Source organism: Bacteroides sp. 3_2_5, from assembly GCF_000159855.2.
GTDB classification, from domain to species: domain Bacteria; phylum Bacteroidota; class Bacteroidia; order Bacteroidales; family Bacteroidaceae; genus Bacteroides; species Bacteroides fragilis.
In genome coordinates, this window is record NZ_JH636044.1 from 3028565 (window position 1) to 3047658 (window position 19094).

A 19094-nucleotide genomic window follows, 5' to 3' on the forward strand; every position below is an offset into this window, starting at 1 on the left:
ACAATGACGATCTCGTCTTTGCTGTTACGCGCCTTTATGTCGACACGGTTGAATTTATCCGTTTCATTCAACTGATTGCCTTCACTCTCCAGAATCTCGACGATACGGATGGGCTCACCCAGCAAAACGGTGAGAAAACCCTCCAACACACCGAAATTGGCCTTGTTACGCAACAGGCGTTTCACCGCCCAATCAAAACGAATATACCGGTCTTTCTGTTCCATCATATACGAATAATATCTATCCTACAAATATAAGCTTTAAAAAAGAACTATCCAAGCATACGGCGGAAGAAATAAAAGGAAGAAACGGATCGGAGAGTCGGGCAACAACGAAACAGAGCCTCTGTTTTCTTGACTATACGCCTATATATTCTTTCTATTTTATTTGACTTTACCTATTTTATTTCGTATCTTTACGTAGTGATTGAGATAAGAAATTTATTAACCTAAACCTTAACTTTTTATCGTATGGAAGTATCAGTAGAGCGCTATCAGCGCAAAAAGTATGTCAATCAGGAGAACTCTCCCGTGCTGTATTATATCCGCCAGAAGGCGGGAACAGCCAAAGTTGTGGATATCGACGCGCTGGCAGAAGACATCCAGACCAATTGCGCCCTGACAACGGGCGACGTGAAGCACACCATCGAGGCATTGGTGGAACAGTTGCGCAAGGTGCTGACCCAGGGAAACAAAGTGAAAATAGAGGGACTGGGCACCTTCCACATGACGCTGACCTGCCTGCCCGGCGAAACGGAAAAGGAATGCACGGTGAAGAATATCAAGAGGGTAAACGTACGCTTCATCCCCGACAAGGCGATGAAACTGGTGAACGCCAGCCGGAGCATGACCCGGAGCCCGAACAACGTAAACTTCGCGTTGGTATCGGCAGGCGCCCCGGAAGGAGGAGGTAGCGGAGGCGGAGATATTGTGGATGACCCGACGGCATAAATCCGCACCACAGGGTAGCACAGAGTCTCACAGAGAATATATATTTTAATTGGATGTACTTTTTCAACAAAACTCCGTGTTACCCTATGTCCTCTGTGGCAAAACCGTGAAACAACGAAACTTAATACAGCAAAAAACGATGAAGAAATTACAGAAAATACTGGAATGCATCCTGGCGTTCCTGATGTTTCTCCGCGGGGGGAACACCGAAAAATAGAACCGGAACTATGAGAGAAATCAATCTGATCGTGATTCACTGCTCCGCCACGAGAGAAGACCGCTGCTTCACGGAGTACGACCTGGAAGAATGCCACCGGAGGCGGGGATTCGACGGAGCAGGCTATCACTTCTACATCCGTAAGAACGGAAAAATAGTTACCACCCGACCGGTGGAACGAATCGGAGCGCATGCCAAGGGATTCAATGCACACTCCATAGGCATCTGCTATGAAGGAGGGCTGGACTGCAACGGGCGCCCCAAAGACACCCGGACAGAATGGCAAAAACATTCGATGCGGGTACTGGTAAAAGTGTTGCTGAAAGATTACCCGGGAAGCAAGGTATGCGGGCACCGTGACCTGAGTCCCGACCTGAACGGAAACGGAGAGATAGAACCGGAGGAATGGATCAAGGCATGTCCTTGCTTTGAGGTGAAAACGTTTTTTTAATCTGAAACCTAACACCCTTCATCAGCAATAAAAAGAGCCATATCAACTCTACTTTTGAGAATGATACGGCTCTTTTATGTTTATCAGTTACAATGACATATTGAACTCTATTTGACAACCCAAAGCATTCATAATCCGATAAAGAGTAGAAGTCCGTAGATCCGTTTGTCCACTTTCTACTCTTGAAATGTATGAACGGTTACTGCCGATACGTCGGGCAAGTTCAGCTTGTGTCACTTTAGCTTTTTTGCGAGCATCTTCTATAATTTTCCCGGTATAGAAAGCATACGCTTTCTCTTCTGCTTCGATGCGTGAGGGGGTTCCTATTTTACCGAATTTAGCATCAAGCACAGCATCATAGTCCACTAATTGATTGTTGTTTTCGTGCATAATATTCCTCCTTTATTTTAATTGCTTTTTCTATTTCAACCGTTGGGGTTTTCTGAGTTTTTTTCTGAAAACCGTTAAACAATACTACAATATGACCTTCATCAAAGATAAAGAATACACGATAAATATTTCCACCATACTCTGTACGAAGCTCAAATATTCCATCTTTTATGGACTTTACAAACTTCTTAGTCACTTTCTCTTGAGTTTTCAGCAGAAGCAATCCGTATTGAATCTATCCTGTTCTTTCTCAGTTAAAGTTTCCATAAAGGCTTCAAAATAGCCTCCGTATGTACGTATCTTCCGTATCTGTTCCACAGAAAGAAAGCCCTGCACGAAAGAAAAAAAACAGGCCGGGAAACTTGAAGAGTATTTGTTATCTTGAAGCAACGGTAAACAGTAAACAAAAAAAGGAAGCCGAATCAAATGATTCAGCTTCCTTTTTCTCTGAGCGGAAAACGAGACTCGAACTCGCGACCCTAACCTTGGCAAGGTTATGCTCTACCAACTGAGCTATTTCCGCAATGTAGTGCCCAGAACAGGACTCGAACCTGCATGCCTCTCGACACACGCACCTGAAACGTGCGCGTCTACCAATTCCGCCACCTGGGCATTGACTAATCAGAAACCTGCCGTTAAAAAAAATGGAGAGGAACAGATAACCGACGTTCTTGTTGAGCGGAAAACGAGACTCGAACTCGCGACCCTAACCTTGGCAAGGTTATGCTCTACCAACTGAGCTATTTCCGCAAAACAACTTTAATACAGAATGTGAAGAGAAGGAGACTCGAACTCCCACGACAGTAATGTCACTACCCCCTCAAAGTAGCGCGTCTACCAATTCCGCCACCTCTCCGATTCTTGATTAAAGCTTTGAACTATTCTCACCTTTGTGCCCAGAACAGGACTCGAACCTGCATGCCTCTCGACACACGCACCTGAAACGTGCGCGTCTACCAATTCCGCCACCTGGGCAAAAGGTTTCCAACATTTCAAAGAGAGCGGAAAACGAGACTCGAACTCGCGACCCTAACCTTGGCAAGGTTATGCTCTACCAACTGAGCTATTTCCGCATTTGCAACCGTTGTTTCTCGATTGCGGTTGCAAAGGTAGGCATTTTCTTGATATCTGCAAGCATTCGGAACACTTTTTTCTCAAGAAAATGTGCATTGTGTTTTTGGCAAACGACAAATGTTTTGATTATCAACTCATTCTATCGCGATAATCTTCGTAGGAAAACTGCCTGAAGATTTCGGCTTTGCCATCCGCTGTCCACAGAGCAATGGCAGGATGGTGAATTCCATTAAACATATTCGTTTTTACCATTGTATAATGTATCATATCTTCAAAGACAATTCGTTCGCCTGCCTGCAGTTCATGGTCGAAACTCCAAGCCCCCATGTAATCTCCGCTCAGGCAGGAATTGCCCCCGAGACGATAGACAAACGGTCCCTCCTCTCCCATCACCGCTCCGCGAACGGCGGGCTGATAAGGCATTTCAAGACAGTCGGGCATGTGGCAGGTGAAGCTGACGTTGAGAATGGCCGTACGGATGCCGCGGCTTTCGACAATATCCACCACCTCGGAGGTGAGGACTCCGGTTTGCCAGGTGAAAGCCGAACCGGGCTCGAGGATGATACGCAAATGCGGATAGCGCTTTTTCAATCCTTGCAACAAGCCGGTCAGATGCCGGGTATCATAATCCTTGCGGGTCATCAGGTGGCCGCCGCCCAGATTGAGCCACTTGATTTGAGAAAACCACGGCGAGAACTTCTCTTCAAGATGTTGCAAAGTGCGCTCAAGCTCAAACGAAGATGACTCGCAATGGCAATGACAATGGAAACCTTCGATCCCCTGCGGCAAACGGGCGGGCAACAGATCGGCAGTGATCCCGAAACGGGTGCCGGGAGCGCACGGGTTATAGAGTTCGGTCTCTACCTCCGAATACTCGGGATTAACACGGATGCCGCAAGAGATGCCGCTGCCTTCGGCCACGGTCAGCGGATAGAAGCGGCTGAATTGAGACAGGGAATTGAACGTGATGTGGCTGCTGCAACGCATGATCTCCGGGAAGTCCGCCTCGGTATAGGCCGGGGAATAAGTATGCGCCTTACTGCCGAACTCTTCGAGTGCCAAACGGGCTTCGTAGGCGGAACTGGCCGTGGAGTGTCCGATGTACTCCCTGAAAATGGGAAATGAACGCCACATGGCAAAAGACTTGAAAGCAAGGATGATTTCAACTCCGGCATCATCGGCTACACTCTTTATCAGGCTGAGGTTCTTTCTCAGCAGCTCCTCTTCCATGATATAACACGGAGAGGGGAATTGGGTAAAATCTATCATAGTCAACTACAAGGTTCACCACAGAGTAACACAGAGTCTCACGGAGTTTTAAGTTTTTATCAGTGGGATCTTAAGGAGAGAAAAATTTCTCTGTGCGGCTCTGTGTTACTCTGTGGTGAGAATAAATTATTCTATTACTTTAAATCTGGCGAAACGCAGCAACAGCTGTTTATCGCCTGCATTACGGAAATGAATGGTAGCTTTGGCATTGTCGCCCGTACCTTCTACGCGAATCACCTCACCCAGGCCGAAGCGTTCGTGCTCGATGGTCTGTCCGGGCTGTACGCCGGCGACGCCGGCTCCGGAAGCCGACGATGGGGAGAGCGTAGTCCCACTTACCTTTTTCAAGTTACGGGGGACCGTCGGCGCGATGATCTGCACCTTCGGCCGTTCGCGTTCCGGACGGTCGGCCGACGGACGGGCAGAGAAGCGTTCGGAAGACGAACGGCGCGAATACCCCTCTTCCATCTCGCGGCGGAAGCGGCCGGCCCCTTCGTCGATGCTCCGGCCTAAAGCGGCCTCCTGCGGAAGTTGCAGGAAACGGGTGTCGATGTCCCGCAAGAAACGGCTGGGGCTGCCGAACTCCATCTTACCGTAACGGAAACGGGTTTTGGCAAACGAGAGGAAACAGTGCTCTTCGGCACGGGTGATGGCTACATAGAACAAGCGTCGCTCCTCTTCCATCGCACGGGGTGAATCGCCCGCCATCCCGCTGGGGAAAAGATTCTCTTCCATCCCCACCACGAATACGTTGCGGAACTCCAGTCCTTTGGCGGAATGTACCGTCATCAGAGTCACCTTCTCGCCGTCTCCCTCCTTGTCGGAATCCTGATCGGTGAGCAGGGATACTTCGGAGAGAAAGTCGATCAGAGAAACGTTCGTGTTCCCCTCTTCCTGACGCATGGCACAAAAATCATTCATACCGTTCACCAGTTCCTCGATGTTTTCTTTCCGGCTGAGATTCTCGGGCGAATTGTCCTGGCAGACTTCATTGATGATGCCGGACTGACGGATGATTTCCGTACCTATTTCATAAGCATTCTTTACGGTCACATCTGCCATAAACTGCTCGATCAGCGCACGAAAATCCTGCAATTTGGTATGTGTGCCTTTATTGATGGAAAGCCCGTACGTAATGGGTTCGCAGAGTGCGGTCCAGAGGCTGACATTGTTATCGGTGGCGGCAGTAATAATCTTGCCCACCGTGGTATCGCCGATGCCGCGTGCCGGATAATTGATAATCCGCTTGAACGCCTCTTCGTCATTGGGGTTGACCACCAGGCGGAAGTAGGCTATGATATCTTTGATCTCCTTGCGCTGATAGAAAGAGAGGCCGCCGTAAATCTTATAAGGCATGCCCCGTTTGCGCAAAGCCTCTTCGAAGACACGGCTCTGGGCATTGGTACGATAAAGGATGGCGAAGTCGGAGTATTCATAATCGTGCTCGCGACGCAGTTGCGCTATTTTATTGGTCACAATGTCGCCTTCTTCCACATCACTGTAAGCCTGAAAGACCCCGATGGCCTCACCCCGTTCCTTCTCGGAGAACACCTCTTTGGGGATCTGCCGTTCGTTCTTTTCGATCAGGCTGTTGGCCGCACGGACAATGGTCTGGGTGGAACGGTAGTTCTGCTCCAGCTTGAAGACTTTGGTATCGGGATATATCTTGGTGAAATACAAAATATTGTCAATGTCCGCTCCCCTGAAGGAGTAGATGCTCTGCGCGTCGTCGCCCACCACGCATACACGCTGATTCTCCTTTGTCAGTTGCAGCACGATGCTGTGCTGTGCATAGTTGGTGTCTTGATACTCGTCGACAAGCACATAGCGGAACTGCTCGCGATAGCGTGCCAGCACGTCGGGAAAGTCGCGGAAAAGGATATAGGTATAGACCAGCAGATCGTCGAAATCCATTGCTCCGGCCTGCCGGCAACGCTCCCAGTAGCGGCTGTAGATATCCCGTATGGCAGGCATCTTTGCGGCAAGATCGCCCTCGTACGCCTCCTTGTTGGCTGCGTATCCCGAAGGAGACACCAGGTGGTTCTTCGCATTGGAGATGCGTGCCTGCACACTGCCGGGCTTATAGGTCTTCTCGTCAAGCCCCATCTCTTTGATGATGGAACGAATCAGGCTCTTGCTGTCCGCCGAATCGTAAATGGTGAACTGCGACGTAAAGCCGATATGGGACGCCTCGGCACGAAGAATACGGGAAAAAACCGAATGGAACGTACCCATCCAAAGGAATCGTGCACGCTGCTCGCCCACCTGCCGGGCAATACGCTCCTTCATTTCACGGGCAGCTTTGTTGGTGAAAGTCAGTGCCAGGATATTCCAGGGATTGTAACCGTTCTCGAGCAGATAGGCTATCTTATAAGTGAGCACACGCGTCTTTCCGGAACCGGCACCGGCGATGACCAGCGAAGGGCCATCACCGTAGAGCACCGCCGCACGCTGGCTTTCATTAAGTTCTTCGATATAGTCGGGCATAAAATTTATCTGTTAAATCTCTATTCACGGGCAAAGATAGAGGAAAGTTTGGACAACTCCGAACATTTGGGCCCTATATCCTGTTATATATTCAGAGAAATGAAATAAAAGATTTGAATTTATGAATACATTATTAATGTCTTTAATATTTACGACCATGACTTACGAAATGCCTAAACTTCCGTACGCAAACAATGCGCTGGAACCTGTAATCAGTCAGCAAACCATCGATTACCATTATGGTAAACATCTTCAAACATATGTAAACAATCTCAATAGCCTGGTTCCGGGCACCGAATATGAAGGAAAAACAGTAGAAGCCATCGTAGCCTCGGCTCCCGACGGAGCTATCTTCAATAATGCCGGACAGGTGCTGAACCATACTCTGTACTTCCTGCAATTTGCGCCGAAACCGGCAAAGAACGAACCGGCAGGCAAGTTGGGAGAAGCCATCAAACGCGACTTCGGCAGCTTTGAAAACTTCAAGAAAGAGTTCAACGCAGCTTCTGTAGGATTGTTCGGTTCGGGATGGGCCTGGCTGTCCGTTGACAAAGACGGAAAGCTGCACATCACCAAAGAGCCCAACGGAAGCAATCCGGTACGCGCGGGACTGAAACCGTTACTGGGATTTGACGTATGGGAACATGCTTACTACCTCGACTATCAGAACCGTCGTGCCGACCACGTAAACAAACTGTGGGAGATCATCGACTGGGATGTCGTAGAAAAACGGCTGTAACCTAACTCTTTTCACCACGGAGTAACACAGAGTATCACAGAGTCTTTTTTTGTTAATAATCAACAACTTAAAATCGTCTCTGTGTTACTCTGTGTTTTTTATGGTGAGTTTTGAGAAAGGGCGAAAACAAATTCCGCATGACTCCGCGATGAAATAATCCCCGATTTACTTTCTTCTTATTTTCTTTTTCACTTACTTTGCCTCCGTAAAGACAAAGGGGTGCCACCCGGTGGCTGAGATTATACCCTAAGAACCTGATGCAGTTAGTACTGCCGAAGGGATTGTGTATTTCTTCCGTTTTTTCTTTTTCCCGCACGCACCCCTCTTTGTATTTACTTTCATTTATCCCCAAACACACCTATACGAATATGAAAGTACAAGTGAACAACAAAGAAGTGGAAACAACCGCAAGCACACTGGCCCAGCTTGCCACCCAACTGCAACTTCCCGAAAACGGTGTAGCCATCGCCGTCAACAACCGAATGATACCGCGTCCGCAATGGGACGGATTCGGGCTGCAAGAGAATGATAACCTGATTGTGATTAAAGCAGCCTGCGGAGGATAGCCTATGTTAAGCCTACAATTTATCACCCATCAAACAGAGAATTACTCCTATCTGGAATCGGCGCGCATGGCTCTCGAAGGGGGCTGTAAATGGATCCAACTGCGCATGAAAGAGGCATCGCCGGAAGAGGTGGAGGCAGTGGCACTGCAACTGAAACCTCTCTGTAAAGCTAAAGAAGCGATCCTGATTCTCGACGACCACGTAGAGCTGGCCAAAAAGCTGGAAGTGGACGGAGTGCACCTGGGCAAAAAAGACATGCCCATCGGCGAAGCCCGGCAGATGCTGGGCGAAGCATTCATCATTGGCGGAACGGCCAACACCTTTGAAGACGTAAAGCTGCATCATGCCGCCGGAGCCGACTATCTGGGCATAGGCCCTTTCCGGTTTACCACCACTAAGAAAAATCTGAGCCCGGTACTGGGACTCGAAGGCTACACCTCCATACTGGCACAGATGAACGAGGCCGATATCCGGATACCGGTAGTAGCCATCGGAGGGATCGTGGCGGAAGACATTCCGCCCATTATGGAAACGGGGGTGAACGGCATCGCCCTCTCCGGAGCAATCCTGCAAGCACCGGACCCGATAGAAGAAACAAAAAGAATTCTAAACATATAAGGAAATGAATCAAACTCACCACAGAGTAACACAGAGTTCCACAGAGATGGTTTTCTCTTAATACTCTATAAACAAGAAATTTAAAACTCTGTGAGACTCCGTGTTACCCTGTGGTGAAATGAACTCAAAACAAGATCAGAAATGGAAAAGTTAATCATTGCGGGACGTGAATTCAACTCCCGCCTCTTCCTGGGAACAGGTAAATTCAGCTCAAACGAATGGATGGAACAGTCGATACTGGCATCGGGCACCGAAATGGTGACAGTGGCCATGAAACGTGTCGACATGGAGAGCACGGAAGACGACATGCTGAAACATATTGTACATCCGCACATTCAGTTGCTTCCCAACACATCGGGCGTACGCAACGCGGAGGAAGCGGTGTTTGCCGCACAAATGGCACGCGAGGCTTTCGGAACCAACTGGCTGAAACTGGAGATTCATCCCGACCCGCGCTATCTGCTGCCCGACTCGGTGGAGACCCTGAAAGCGACTGAAGAACTGGTGAAACTCGGATTCGTCGTGCTCCCCTATTGCCAGGCAGATCCGGTGCTCTGCAAACAACTGGAAGAAGCGGGAGCCGCCACGGTAATGCCGCTGGGAGCACCTATCGGAACCAATAAAGGACTGCAAACCAAGGAGTTTCTGCAAATCATTATCGAACAGGCCGGCATCCCGGTAGTGGTGGACGCCGGAATCGGAGCACCGAGCCATGCGGCGGAGGCTATGGAAATGGGTGCATCGGCATGCCTGGTAAACACAGCTATCGCCGTAGCCGGCAACCCGATAGAAATGGCAAAAGCCTTCAAGCAGGCAGTAGAAGCCGGACGGACGGCATACGAGGCCGGACTGGGTATGCAGGCCATAGGGTTCGTGGCGGAAGCAAGTTCACCACTAACGGCATTTTTAAACGAATAAAACAATAACCTCGCCTCCGGCCCCTCTCCCGTCGATCACTCTTCGGGAAAAGAATACGGGGCTGAGAGATCCTAATAACGAATGTATGGAACAAAGAATAAAATTTCCCCGCTCTGAGAAGGTATATCTGTCCGGCAAGTTATTCCCCGAAATCCGTGTAGGTATGCGAAAAGTAGAGCAAGTGCCCAGCACAACTTTCGAAGGAGAAAAGAAGGTGATCACTCCCAATCCGCATGTGTACATCTACGATACCAGCGGTCCTTTCAGTGACCCCGACATAGAAATCGACCTGAAAAAAGGCCTCCCGCGCCTGCGTGAAGAATGGATACTGAACAGAGGAGACGTGGAACAATTGCCCGAGATCAGTTCGGAATACGGACGCATGCGGCGGGATGACGGGAGCCTCGACCACCTCCGTTTTGAACATATCGCACTGCCCTACCGGGCCAAGGCCGGCCGGCATATCACCCAGATGGCGTATGCCAAACAGGGCATTGTCACTCCCGAAATGGAATATGTGGCTATCCGTGAGAATATGAACTGCGAAGAACTGGGCATCGAGACCCATATCACACCCGAATTCGTACGTCAGGAAATAGCCGAAGGACGGGCGGTGCTGCCTGCCAACATCAACCATCCCGAAGCCGAACCTATGATTATAGGCCGCAACTTCCTGGTGAAAATCAATACCAACATCGGCAACTCCGCCACTACCTCGAGCATAGACGAAGAGGTGGAGAAAGCAATGTGGAGCTGTAAATGGGGAGGAGACACATTGATGGATCTTTCGACCGGAGAGAACATACACGAAACGCGGGAATGGATCATCCGCAACTGTCCCGTTCCGGTGGGGACCGTACCTATCTACCAGGCTCTGGAAAAGGTAAACGGAAAGGTAGAGGACCTGACCTGGGAACTGTATCGCGACACACTGATCGAGCAGTGTGAGCAGGGAGTGGACTACTTCACCATCCATGCGGGCATCCGCCGGCATAATGTGCACCTGGCGGAAAAACGCCTCTGCGGCATCGTATCCCGAGGCGGAAGTATCATGAGCAAATGGTGCCTGGTGCACGACCGGGAAAGCTTCCTTTACGAACACTTCGATGACATCTGCGACATCCTGGCACAATACGATGTCGCAGTATCGCTCGGTGACGGCCTACGGCCCGGATCGACCCACGACGCCAATGATGAAGCGCAATTTGCCGAGCTCGACACAATGGGCGAACTGGTGGTGCGCGCCTGGGAGAAAAACGTACAGGCATTTATCGAAGGACCGGGACATGTGCCGATGCACAAGATACGCGAAAACATGGAACGCCAGATTGAAAAATGCCACAATGCCCCGTTCTATACGCTCGGCCCGCTGGTGACGGACATCGCTCCGGGATACGACCACATCACTTCGGCTATCGGAGCGGCACAAATAGGATGGCTGGGAACAGCTATGCTATGCTATGTGACCCCTAAAGAGCACCTCGCCCTGCCCGATAAAGAAGATGTACGCGTGGGAGTAATCACTTATAAAATAGCCGCCCATGCGGCCGATCTGGCCAAAGGACACCCGGGGGCACAGGTACGCGACAACGCACTGAGCAAAGCCCGGTACGAATTCCGGTGGAAAGACCAGTTCGACCTGTCGCTCGATCCGGAACGTGCATTCTCTTACTTCCATGCCGGACGGCATACCGACGGAGAGTATTGCACCATGTGCGGACCGAATTTCTGCGCGATGCGACTGAGCCGCGATCTGAAGAAAACTCAAAAACAAAAATAGGATGACCGTAACGGAAAGGACAGCGGAATACCGGAAAGCACTCGATGTGCCTATCTCCCAACTGGAGACGGACCGGATTGTAAAAGAAATCCTGGATCGACCGGAGAACTTCGACAACATTTACCGGCTGACGTCGGACGATAAATTATTGGTGTCCTGGCGGGCCTTATGGATATGCGACAAACTGTGCAGGCAGAAGCCGGAGTGGCTGATCCCTTTCAGGGAAGAGCTGACCGGAAGGTTGATGTCCTGCGGGCACGATGGCTCGAAACGACTGCTTCTTTCCATACTCTACCATGCACCCGCAACGAAGGTGCCTTCCGTGGCTCTGCTCAACTTCTGCCTGGACGCCATGCTGTCGCCCCAAGAGAGTATCGGCGTGCAATCGCTCGCCATCCGAATGGCTTACCGCCTGTGCGAGCCCGAGCCGGAGTTGCTGTATGAGTTGCGTACCATACTGGAGAGTACAGAGACGGAAATGTATTCGACCGCCGTAAAATCGGCTGTACGGAACACATTGAAGAAGATTAACCAGAAGAATAAAAAGAAAAAATAAAATGTTTTCAGATGAATTAGAAAAGATTTCCTGGGAAGAGACGACTAAAGCCATCTATTCCAAAACTGACGCTGATGTGCGCCGCGCATTGTCGAAGGAACACTGCGATGTAAATGATTTTATGGCATTGATTTCGCCGGCTGCCGCTCCATATCTGGAGACGATGGCACGTCTCAGCCGGAAGTATACGATGGAACGCTTCGGAAAAACAATCTCGATGTTCGTGCCTCTCTATATTACAAATTCTTGTACAAACTCGTGTGTATACTGCGGCTTTAACCACAACAACCCGATGAAGCGTACCATCCTTACGGAAGAAGAGATGGTGAACGAGTACAAGGCGATCAAAAAGCTGGCCCCCTTTGAGAATCTGTTGCTGGTGACAGGCGAGAATCCTGCCAAAGCCGGAGTGGACTACATCGAACGTGCCCTCTTGCTGGCAAAGCCCTACTTTGCTAACCTTCAGATTGAAGTAATGCCACTTAAAGCAGAAGAATATGAACGACTTACACATGCAGGTCTGAACGGGGTCATCTGCTTTCAGGAGACGTATAACAAAGCCAATTACAACATCTACCACCCCCGCGGCATGAAGTCTAAATTCGAATGGAGGGTCAACGGATTCGACCGCATGGGACAGGCCGGAGTACACAAGATAGGAATGGGCGTACTGATCGGACTGGAGGAATGGAGAACGGATATCACCATGATGGCCTATCATCTCCGCTACTTGCAGAAGCATTATTGGAAAACGAAATATAGTGTCAACTTCCCCCGCATGCGCCCGTCGGAAAACGGAGGCTTCCAGCCCAATGTGGTGATGAACGACCGTGAGTTGGCACAAGTGACTTTTGCGATGCGCATCTTCGACCATGATGTAGACATCTCCTACTCTACCCGCGAAAGCGCAGCCTTCCGTAACCACATGGCTACGCTCGGAGTGACCACCATGAGTGCAGAAAGCAAAACGGAACCGGGAGGATACTTTACCTATCCGCAAGCACTGGAACAGTTTCACGTAAGCGACGAGCGGAAAGCCGTGGAGGTGGATGCAGCACTACGGTCGCTGGGGCGGATACCGGTATACAAAGACTGGGACACGGCGCTGACGCTACCCCAATGCTGATAACTGAAATAAAAGGGAATTTATGGAAAGATACAGCAGACAAACCATGCTTCCGGAAATAGGAGAAGTAGGACAGCTAAAGCTAAAAGCTGCCAAAGTACTGATTGTAGGCGTGGGAGGACTCGGTTCTCCCATCGCCCTCTATCTGGCCGGCGCTGGAGTGGGTACCATCGGGTTGGCAGATGACGACGAAGTGAGCCTCAGCAATCTGCAGAGGCAGATACTCTACACGGAGGAGGAAGTGGGCGACCTGAAGGCTATCTGTGCCTCCATGCGGATCAGCGCCCTCAACAGGGAGATAAAAGTGAATGCCTGTCCGGGAAGGCTAAGTAAAGAAAATGCACGTGATCTGATAGGCCAGTATGACATCATCGTGGACGGTTGCGATAACTTTGCAACACGGTATCTACTCAGCGATGTCTGTTCGGAGCTCGGGAAACCGTATGTATACGGTGCTATCTGCGGATTTGAAGGACAGGTGTCCGTCTTCAACTACGGAGAAGGAACTCAACGGAAAACTTATCGTGACCTCTACCCGGACGAAGAAGGAATGTTACACATGCCTCCTCCTCCCAAGGGGGTGGTCGGAGTGACACCGGCAGTAACGGGCAGTGTGGAAGCATGCGAAGTTCTCAAAATCATTTGTGGATTCGGAGAGGTCCTGGCAGGCAAACTATGGACAATTGACTTGCGGACATTGCAATCTAACATATTTTCACTATAAAGGTTGGTTTCTGAGTAAGTTAATTAGTAACTTTGCTAAACTTAACAGTTTAACAAAAGAAATGAAACTTATCGTAGTAACGACGCCTACTTTCTTTGTAGAAGAAGATAAGATTATCACTGCTCTTTTTGAAGAGGGACTGGATATTCTGCATCTCAGAAAACCGGAAACACCGGCTATGTATTCAGAGCGCCTGTTGACACTGATTCCGGAGAAATACCACAAACGGATTGTCACGCACGAACACTTCTATCTGAAAGAAGAATTCAACTTGATGGGAATTCATCTGAATGCACGAAATCCCAAAGAACCGCATGACTATTCGGGACATATCAGTTGTTCGTGTCACTCGGTGGAGGAAGTGAAGAATAAAAAGCACTTTTATGATTATGTATTCATGAGCCCGGTTTATGACAGTATCTCGAAAGAGGGATATAACTCACCCTATACAGCCGAAGAACTGCGCCTGGCAGCCAAAGACAAGATCATTGACAACAAGGTGATGGCTTTGGGAGGTATTACGCCGGATAACATACTGGAAGTGAAAGATTTCGGATTCGGAGGTGCAGTAGTTTTAGGAGATTTATGGGGCAAATTCGACGCTTGCTCCGACCAGGATTACCTGGCAGTGATAGAACACTTCAAGAAGCTGAAAAGAATGGCGGACTGAACGAAACGACAACAGACAAAATAAAATAGGGTGATTCTCCTTGCGGAGATCACCCTATTTCGTTGAAACCTATTTGATTAAAATTCGTAATGGAATCCGAATGTAAGGTCTTCACTGCTTGCGCTAAAGCCAAAACCGTTACCCATGTAGTCGTCCTTATATCCCAGGAAGCCACATTTGGCAACCAGGCTGAAATGCTGGTTCAACTTGATAGCGATACCCGGTTTCAGACCGATCTCGAAACCGTTTACAGCATCACCGCCATCTTTCACCTTAGTGGTAGCAAAACCAAATCCGCCGTCGACAAACAGACGTACGATCTTGTTTTCATAATAAGAAAAACGTGCGTAAGGAGCAATGGCAAATGTGTTTGTCGAGATATGCTCCTTGTATTCATGGTTGAACTGAAGCTCAACGCCCAATGCCCATTGTTCGCTCAGGTTGTATCCGATCTCCGGAGCCAGTTTAAAGGAAGTGGTATTGGCATCATCATTACGCCACAAACCTACGGTACCTCCCATGTAAAGGTCTTGTGCCTTAACAGATAAAGTTGCAATAGCAACAAATAAAAACAATACAATCTTTTTCATCTTCTTAGTAGTTTTAATTAAATACACCTATTTTGAAAACAAACAAAAGAATAATTTCACTTTTGTTTCGGGGCGCAAAAGTATATCATATTCATTAATTAAACAACTATTTCGATCATTATTCACCGGAGAGCAAAATGAAAAAAGCCGCTTGTAATTGATTTACAGCGGCTTTTCTATTTAAATATTTACCGGTTTCCCTCAGAACTTATAACCTACGCTAATAGAAAGATTCAGATTCTTACCATTTACGTTGTCCATGACATCGACAAACCCGAACTGACCGTCAAGCCCTGCGATAATCTTGCCAAACTCCGCGGCAACACCGATACCAAGACCTACATCGCCACGTTTCAGCAGACCGTCGTCACCAAAGGTATCGACTTCCAAGCGCCCTTTGCCCAGATCTACTTTGGAATTACCCGCGATGCCGCAAGCAAAATAAGGACCTGCACTCAACACGATATTAGTATTATCGGCTACTTTGAAACGCGCAGCAGCCATAACCGGCAGTTCCAGATAAACAGCATTCACACTCAGTTCGTCCTTCTTGGCACCTTTGGAAGATACAAACAAAGAGGGTTGCAACGACCAGATTTCATTAAATCCATACTCCATGCCACCGCCTATCTTGAATCCTACTTTGGCATTCATGTCAAAATCACCGGTAAAGTTACTGATATTCATTCCCACCTTGGCATTCCAGCTCACTTGAGAAAAGCCCACAACCGAAACGAGGGCAAACAATACAAACACAAGATTTCTTTTCATAATTCTGTAATTTTAGTTTGTTAAAAATATAATAAGTAAGGTTTCATAAGATAAAGGAAATATTTTTATTTGAATTATACAAATATTTACTCTACATTTTAGGTTTCCGCCGGCTTTTCTCTCCTGTAGGCTCTGTCTGCACCATACAGATATATACAAAAAGGCGAGGCTACCCTCTTGGAGTAGCCTCGCACAAACCAGTTAATCTAAAGTTATTCTTCGATGGCTGCCTGCGCCGCTGCCAGACGTGCGATAGGCACACGGAACGGAGAACAGCTAACGTAATTCAAACCTACTTTATGGCAGAACTTAACAGATGAAGGCTCACCGCCATGTTCACCACAGATACCGCACTTCAGGTCCGGACGGATGGCACGGCCTTTTTCGGTTGCCATACGTACCAACTGGCCTACACCATTTTGGTCGAGTACCTGGAACGGATCTACTTTCAGAATCTTCTTCTCCAGATAAACCGGAAGGAAAGAAGCTATATCGTCACGAGAGTAACCGAAAGTCATCTGAGTCAAGTCGTTGGTTCCGAACGAGAAGAACTCGGCAGACGAAGCGATACGGTCGGCAGTCAGAGCCGCACGGGGAATTTCGATCATGGTTCCGACTTTGAAGTCGATGCGGTCTCCCACCTCTTCAAAGAGCTTGTCTGCTTCGGCACGAATCACACTTTCCTGCTGTTGGAACTCGTAAAGAATACCTGTCAGCGGCACCATAATTTCGGGATGTGTCTCTATTCCTTCTTTCTTCAGTTCAAGAGCGGCACCCAGAATGGCACGAGTCTGCATCTGTGTGATTTCGGGATACGTATTTCCCAAACGGCAACCACGGTGACCCAACATCGGGTTGTGTTCGCAGAGCGATTCGACACGCTGCTGGATATATTGCAGGCTTACTCCCATTGTATCGGCCATCTCCTGCTGTCCTTTCAGATCGTGAGGAACAAATTCATGCAAAGGAGGATCGAGCAGACGTACAGTCACCGGACAACCGGCCATTGCCTTGAAGATTCCCTTGAAGTCGGCTTGCTGATATGGCAAGATCTTGGCAAGAGCTTTGCGGCGTCCCTCAGCATTTTCTGCCAGAATCATCTCACGCATGGCTTTGATCTTTTCACCTTCGAAGAACATGTGTTCCGTACGGCAAAGACCGATACCTACCGCACCGAAATTACGGGCAACTTCGGCATCATGCGGAGTGTCGGCATTGGTACGAACCTGCAGACGGGTATATTTATCAGCCAACTTCATCAGATCGGCAAAGTCGCCTGACAGTTCGGCTGCTTTCGTTTCTACTTTACCCTGATAAACCTCACCGGTACTACCGTTCAAGGAGATGAAATCTCCCTCTTTCAGCAATACACCATCCACTTCCACTGTACGGGCCTTGTAGTCGATATTCAATGCACCGGCTCCCGAAACACAGCATTTACCCATACCACGGGCAACCACGGCTGCATGTGAGGTCATACCTCCACGGGCGGTCAGGATACCTTCGGCAACTGCCATACCGGCCAAATCTTCGGGTGAAGTCTCGATACGAACCATCACAACGCGTTTTCCGGCAGCATGCCATTCGGCTGCATCGTCAGCAAAGAATACGATCTGACCGGTAGCAGCACCCGGAGAAGCCGGCAAACCGCGAGTCAGCACTTTAGCCTGTTTCAAAGCAGACTTATCGAATACCGGGTGAAGTAATTCATCCAGTTTATTGGGTTCTACACGCATCAGCGCGGTCTTTTCGTCAATCATGCCCTGGCGGAACAGATCCATGGCGATTTTTACCATGGCAGCACCGGTACGTTTACCGTTACGTGTCTGAAGGAACCAAAGTTTGCCTTCCTGAACGGTGAACTCCATATCCTGCATGTCTTTGTAGTGATTTTCAAGCTTGGTCTGCAATTCATCCAACTGCTTGTAGATCTCCGGCATAGCCTCTTCCATAGAAGGATATTTTGATGCACGTTCCTCTTCGCTCACACCGGCAAGCTGAGCCCAACGCTGGGAACCGATCTTAGTGATCTGCTGCGGAGTACGGATACCCGCAACCACGTCTTCACCTTGTGCATTGATCAGATATTCACCATTGAAGAGGTCCTCGCCCGTAGCGGCATCACGGGAGAAGCATACACCTGTAGCGGAAGTATCGCCCATGTTACCGAACACCATTGCCTGAACACTTACGGCAGTACCCCATTCATCGGGAATTCCTTCCATCTTACGGTACAGGATGGCACGTTCGTTCATCCATGAATTGAACACAGCGCAGATAGCTCCCCAAAGCTGTTCGTATGCACAAGTCGGGAAGTCCTTGCCTGTTTGTGCCTTTACGGCAGCTTTAAATTTCTTCACGAGTTCCTTGAGATCTTCCACCTCGAGCTCGTTGTCCAGCTTCACGCCTTTGGCATGTTTCACTTCTTCAATGATTGCCTCAAACGGATCCTGGTCTTCTTTGTTAACAGGTTTCATACCCAATACTACGTCACCGTACATCTGTACGAAACGGCGGTAAGAATCCCATGCAAAACGAGCGTTTCCGGTCTTACGGGTCAGACCTTCAACCACTTCATCATTCAAACCCAGATTCAGGATCGTATCCATCATACCCGGCATGGATGCACGTGCACCCGAACGCACAGAAACCAGCAACGGATTCTCTACGTCACCAAATTTTGAACGCATCAGGTTCTCAATATTTGCAATAGCTTTTTCTACTTCTTCTTTCAGGAGAGATACGACCTTTTCCTGTCCCATCTCGTAATATTCGGTACAAACGTCAGTTGTAATTGTGAAGCCCGGAGGTACGGGGACACCGATCAGATTCATTTCGGCAAGGTTCGCACCTTTGCCCCCAAGTAAGTTTCGCATACCGGCCTTTCCTTCTGCCAGTCCATTACCAAAGGTATAAACTCTTTTTTTGTCCATAATACGATTTTAAAGTTATTAGTTGTGATTCTTTTCTGTTCGCAAATCTAAGGATATTTCGCAAACCAGAAAACTTTTATATGAAAAACTTTCTATCAAAATGCAATTTCGACATTGCAATCTGCATTATTTCACTTCATATAGAGAAATACGAAAAAAAATACCTACTTTTGCGAAAGATTTTATTAATATGGCGTAGAATGGTGATTTAATAGATTCACGCTTTATACTCAAAGAAATCATTTTAATATAATTCAAGTAGTAC

Annotated in this window: 18 protein-coding genes, 6 tRNA genes, 1 pseudogene and 1 riboswitch; of the genes and pseudogenes, 11 read left to right on the forward strand and 14 right to left on the reverse strand. The window is 48.6% G+C overall.

Going from position 1 to position 19094, the window contains the following annotated elements:
- Positions 1 to 227 (reverse strand): PD-(D/E)XK nuclease family transposase (locus BSHG_RS05820; RefSeq protein WP_008660438.1); only part of this gene is annotated, 227 nt, incomplete at its 3' end.
- Between the two features lie 243 nt (positions 228 to 470).
- On the opposite strand from BSHG_RS05820, the gene BSHG_RS05815 reads away from it, so the two are divergent.
- Both BSHG_RS05815 and BSHG_RS05810 read left to right on the forward strand, forming a co-directional pair.
- Entirely contained in the window at positions 471 to 950 is a 480-nt protein-coding gene (locus tag BSHG_RS05815; RefSeq protein ID WP_005793518.1) for an HU family DNA-binding protein, read from the forward strand.
- Between the two features lie 227 nt (positions 951 to 1177).
- Positions 1178 to 1618, forward strand: coding sequence for an N-acetylmuramoyl-L-alanine amidase (locus BSHG_RS05810; RefSeq protein WP_005803701.1), 441 nt, complete (start codon positions 1178 to 1180; stop codon positions 1616 to 1618).
- An 87-nt stretch (positions 1619 to 1705) separates the two neighbouring features.
- Here the strand turns inward: BSHG_RS05810 and BSHG_RS05805 are convergent, their stop codons facing one another.
- The 10 genes and pseudogenes from BSHG_RS05805 to BSHG_RS05765 all read right to left on the reverse strand — a co-directional run bounded on the left by BSHG_RS05805 (position 1706) and on the right by BSHG_RS05765 (position 6838).
- A complete protein-coding gene (locus tag BSHG_RS05805; protein WP_005793514.1) occupies positions 1706 to 2008 on the reverse strand; it encodes a helix-turn-helix domain-containing protein in 303 nt (100 codons plus the stop codon).
- Positions 1974 to 2275 (reverse strand): annotated as a pseudogene (locus tag BSHG_RS0220600) (type II toxin-antitoxin system RelE/ParE family toxin). The gene BSHG_RS05805 and the pseudogene BSHG_RS0220600 overlap by 35 nt, the downstream one beginning before the upstream one ends.
- Before the next feature lie 183 nt (positions 2276 to 2458).
- A tRNA-Gly gene (locus BSHG_RS05800) sits at positions 2459 to 2531 on the reverse strand.
- Between the two features lie 7 nt (positions 2532 to 2538).
- Positions 2539 to 2620: transfer RNA gene (locus BSHG_RS05795), tRNA-Leu, on the reverse strand.
- Between the two features lie 65 nt (positions 2621 to 2685).
- A tRNA-Gly gene (locus BSHG_RS05790) sits at positions 2686 to 2758 on the reverse strand.
- A gap of 22 nt (positions 2759 to 2780) precedes the next feature.
- A tRNA-Leu gene (locus BSHG_RS05785) sits at positions 2781 to 2864 on the reverse strand.
- Positions 2865 to 2901: 37 nt separating this feature from the next.
- A tRNA-Leu gene (locus tag BSHG_RS05780) sits at positions 2902 to 2983 on the reverse strand.
- A gap of 25 nt (positions 2984 to 3008) precedes the next feature.
- Positions 3009 to 3081 (reverse strand) — tRNA-Gly (locus BSHG_RS05775).
- 130 nt (positions 3082 to 3211) lie between these two features.
- Entirely contained in the window at positions 3212 to 4351 is a 1140-nt protein-coding gene (gene nspC / locus BSHG_RS05770) for a carboxynorspermidine decarboxylase (protein WP_032497429.1), read from the reverse strand.
- 126 nt (positions 4352 to 4477) lie between these two features.
- Positions 4478 to 6838, reverse strand: coding sequence for an ATP-dependent helicase (locus tag BSHG_RS05765; RefSeq protein WP_008660447.1), 2361 nt, complete (start codon positions 6836 to 6838; stop codon positions 4478 to 4480).
- A 121-nt stretch (positions 6839 to 6959) separates the two neighbouring features.
- Here BSHG_RS05765 and BSHG_RS05760 point away from each other — a divergent pair, with 121 nt between their 5' ends.
- The 9 genes from BSHG_RS05760 to BSHG_RS05725 all read left to right on the forward strand — a co-directional run bounded on the left by BSHG_RS05760 (position 6960) and on the right by BSHG_RS05725 (position 14535).
- Positions 6960 to 7577 (forward strand): superoxide dismutase, encoded by a 618-nt coding sequence (locus BSHG_RS05760; protein ID WP_005788037.1) that lies wholly within the window; start codon positions 6960 to 6962, stop codon positions 7575 to 7577.
- A gap of 205 nt (positions 7578 to 7782) precedes the next feature.
- A riboswitch (TPP riboswitch) is annotated at positions 7783 to 7875 on the forward strand.
- Between the two features lie 70 nt (positions 7876 to 7945).
- Positions 7946 to 8143, forward strand: coding sequence for a sulfur carrier protein ThiS (gene thiS / locus BSHG_RS23340; protein ID WP_005788039.1), 198 nt, complete (start codon positions 7946 to 7948; stop codon positions 8141 to 8143).
- 3 nt (positions 8144 to 8146) lie between these two features.
- Entirely contained in the window at positions 8147 to 8761 is a 615-nt protein-coding gene (locus BSHG_RS05755) for a thiamine phosphate synthase (RefSeq protein ID WP_008660451.1), read from the forward strand.
- A gap of 141 nt (positions 8762 to 8902) precedes the next feature.
- Positions 8903 to 9679 carry a thiazole synthase gene (locus tag BSHG_RS05750; RefSeq protein WP_005788045.1) on the forward strand — a complete coding sequence of 259 codons (777 nt, stop codon included), beginning with the start codon at positions 8903 to 8905 and terminating at the stop codon, positions 9677 to 9679.
- A gap of 85 nt (positions 9680 to 9764) precedes the next feature.
- Positions 9765 to 11459: a phosphomethylpyrimidine synthase ThiC gene (gene thiC, locus BSHG_RS05745; RefSeq protein ID WP_005815685.1), complete on the forward strand. Its 1695-nt coding sequence runs from the start codon at positions 9765 to 9767 to the stop codon at positions 11457 to 11459.
- A gap of 1 nt (position 11460) precedes the next feature.
- On the forward strand, positions 11461 to 12015 hold the full coding sequence (locus tag BSHG_RS05740; RefSeq protein WP_005793498.1) for a hypothetical protein: 555 nt from the start codon (positions 11461 to 11463) through the stop codon (positions 12013 to 12015).
- 1 nt (position 12016) lies between these two features.
- Entirely contained in the window at positions 12017 to 13141 is a 1125-nt protein-coding gene (gene thiH, locus BSHG_RS05735) for a 2-iminoacetate synthase ThiH (RefSeq protein ID WP_005788055.1), read from the forward strand.
- A gap of 22 nt (positions 13142 to 13163) precedes the next feature.
- Positions 13164 to 13865, forward strand: coding sequence for a HesA/MoeB/ThiF family protein (locus BSHG_RS05730; protein ID WP_005788057.1), 702 nt, complete (start codon positions 13164 to 13166; stop codon positions 13863 to 13865).
- A 61-nt stretch (positions 13866 to 13926) separates the two neighbouring features.
- On the forward strand, positions 13927 to 14535 hold the full coding sequence (locus tag BSHG_RS05725) for a thiamine phosphate synthase (protein ID WP_005788060.1): 609 nt from the start codon (positions 13927 to 13929) through the stop codon (positions 14533 to 14535).
- Between the two features lie 77 nt (positions 14536 to 14612).
- Here BSHG_RS05725 and BSHG_RS05720 read toward each other — a convergent pair whose 3' ends face one another.
- From BSHG_RS05720 to ppdK, 3 genes are all read right to left on the reverse strand, one after another.
- Positions 14613 to 15125 (reverse strand): outer membrane beta-barrel protein, encoded by a 513-nt coding sequence (locus BSHG_RS05720; RefSeq protein WP_005788062.1) that lies wholly within the window; start codon positions 15123 to 15125, stop codon positions 14613 to 14615.
- 201 nt (positions 15126 to 15326) lie between these two features.
- The gene (locus BSHG_RS05715; RefSeq protein ID WP_005788064.1) at positions 15327 to 15896 is read right to left on the reverse strand and encodes a porin family protein; all 570 of its coding nucleotides are present in this window, start codon (positions 15894 to 15896) and stop codon (positions 15327 to 15329) included.
- A gap of 212 nt (positions 15897 to 16108) precedes the next feature.
- Positions 16109 to 18829 (reverse strand): pyruvate, phosphate dikinase, encoded by a 2721-nt coding sequence (gene ppdK, locus BSHG_RS05710; protein WP_005788068.1) that lies wholly within the window; start codon positions 18827 to 18829, stop codon positions 16109 to 16111.
- Positions 18830 to 19094 lie beyond the last annotated feature (265 nt).

What these genes read in the sequence shown, in the direction of transcription:
- BSHG_RS05815 (WP_005793518.1), top strand. Translation starts at nt 471, where the DNA reads ATGGAAGTATCAGTAGAGCGCTATCAGCGCAAAAAGTATGTCAATCAG.
- BSHG_RS05810 (WP_005803701.1), top strand. Translation starts at nt 1,178, where the DNA reads ATGAGAGAAATCAATCTGATCGTGATTCACTGCTCCGCCACGAGAGAA.
- BSHG_RS05805 (WP_005793514.1), bottom strand. Translation starts at nt 2,008, where the DNA reads ATGCACGAAAACAACAATCAATTAGTGGACTATGATGCTGTGCTTGAT.
- nspC (WP_032497429.1), bottom strand. Translation starts at nt 4,351, where the DNA reads ATGATAGATTTTACCCAATTCCCCTCTCCGTGTTATATCATGGAAGAG.
- BSHG_RS05765 (WP_008660447.1), bottom strand. Translation starts at nt 6,838, where the DNA reads ATGCCCGACTATATCGAAGAACTTAATGAAAGCCAGCGTGCGGCGGTG.
- BSHG_RS05760 (WP_005788037.1), top strand. Translation starts at nt 6,960, where the DNA reads ATGAATACATTATTAATGTCTTTAATATTTACGACCATGACTTACGAA.
- thiS (WP_005788039.1), top strand. Translation starts at nt 7,946, where the DNA reads ATGAAAGTACAAGTGAACAACAAAGAAGTGGAAACAACCGCAAGCACA.
- BSHG_RS05755 (WP_008660451.1), top strand. Translation starts at nt 8,147, where the DNA reads ATGTTAAGCCTACAATTTATCACCCATCAAACAGAGAATTACTCCTAT.
- BSHG_RS05750 (WP_005788045.1), top strand. Translation starts at nt 8,903, where the DNA reads ATGGAAAAGTTAATCATTGCGGGACGTGAATTCAACTCCCGCCTCTTC.
- thiC (WP_005815685.1), top strand. Translation starts at nt 9,765, where the DNA reads ATGGAACAAAGAATAAAATTTCCCCGCTCTGAGAAGGTATATCTGTCC.
- BSHG_RS05740 (WP_005793498.1), top strand. Translation starts at nt 11,461, where the DNA reads ATGACCGTAACGGAAAGGACAGCGGAATACCGGAAAGCACTCGATGTG.
- thiH (WP_005788055.1), top strand. Translation starts at nt 12,017, where the DNA reads ATGTTTTCAGATGAATTAGAAAAGATTTCCTGGGAAGAGACGACTAAA.
- BSHG_RS05730 (WP_005788057.1), top strand. Translation starts at nt 13,164, where the DNA reads ATGGAAAGATACAGCAGACAAACCATGCTTCCGGAAATAGGAGAAGTA.
- BSHG_RS05725 (WP_005788060.1), top strand. Translation starts at nt 13,927, where the DNA reads ATGAAACTTATCGTAGTAACGACGCCTACTTTCTTTGTAGAAGAAGAT.
- BSHG_RS05720 (WP_005788062.1), bottom strand. Translation starts at nt 15,125, where the DNA reads ATGAAAAAGATTGTATTGTTTTTATTTGTTGCTATTGCAACTTTATCT.
- BSHG_RS05715 (WP_005788064.1), bottom strand. Translation starts at nt 15,896, where the DNA reads ATGAAAAGAAATCTTGTGTTTGTATTGTTTGCCCTCGTTTCGGTTGTG.
- ppdK (WP_005788068.1), bottom strand. Translation starts at nt 18,829, where the DNA reads ATGGACAAAAAAAGAGTTTATACCTTTGGTAATGGACTGGCAGAAGGA.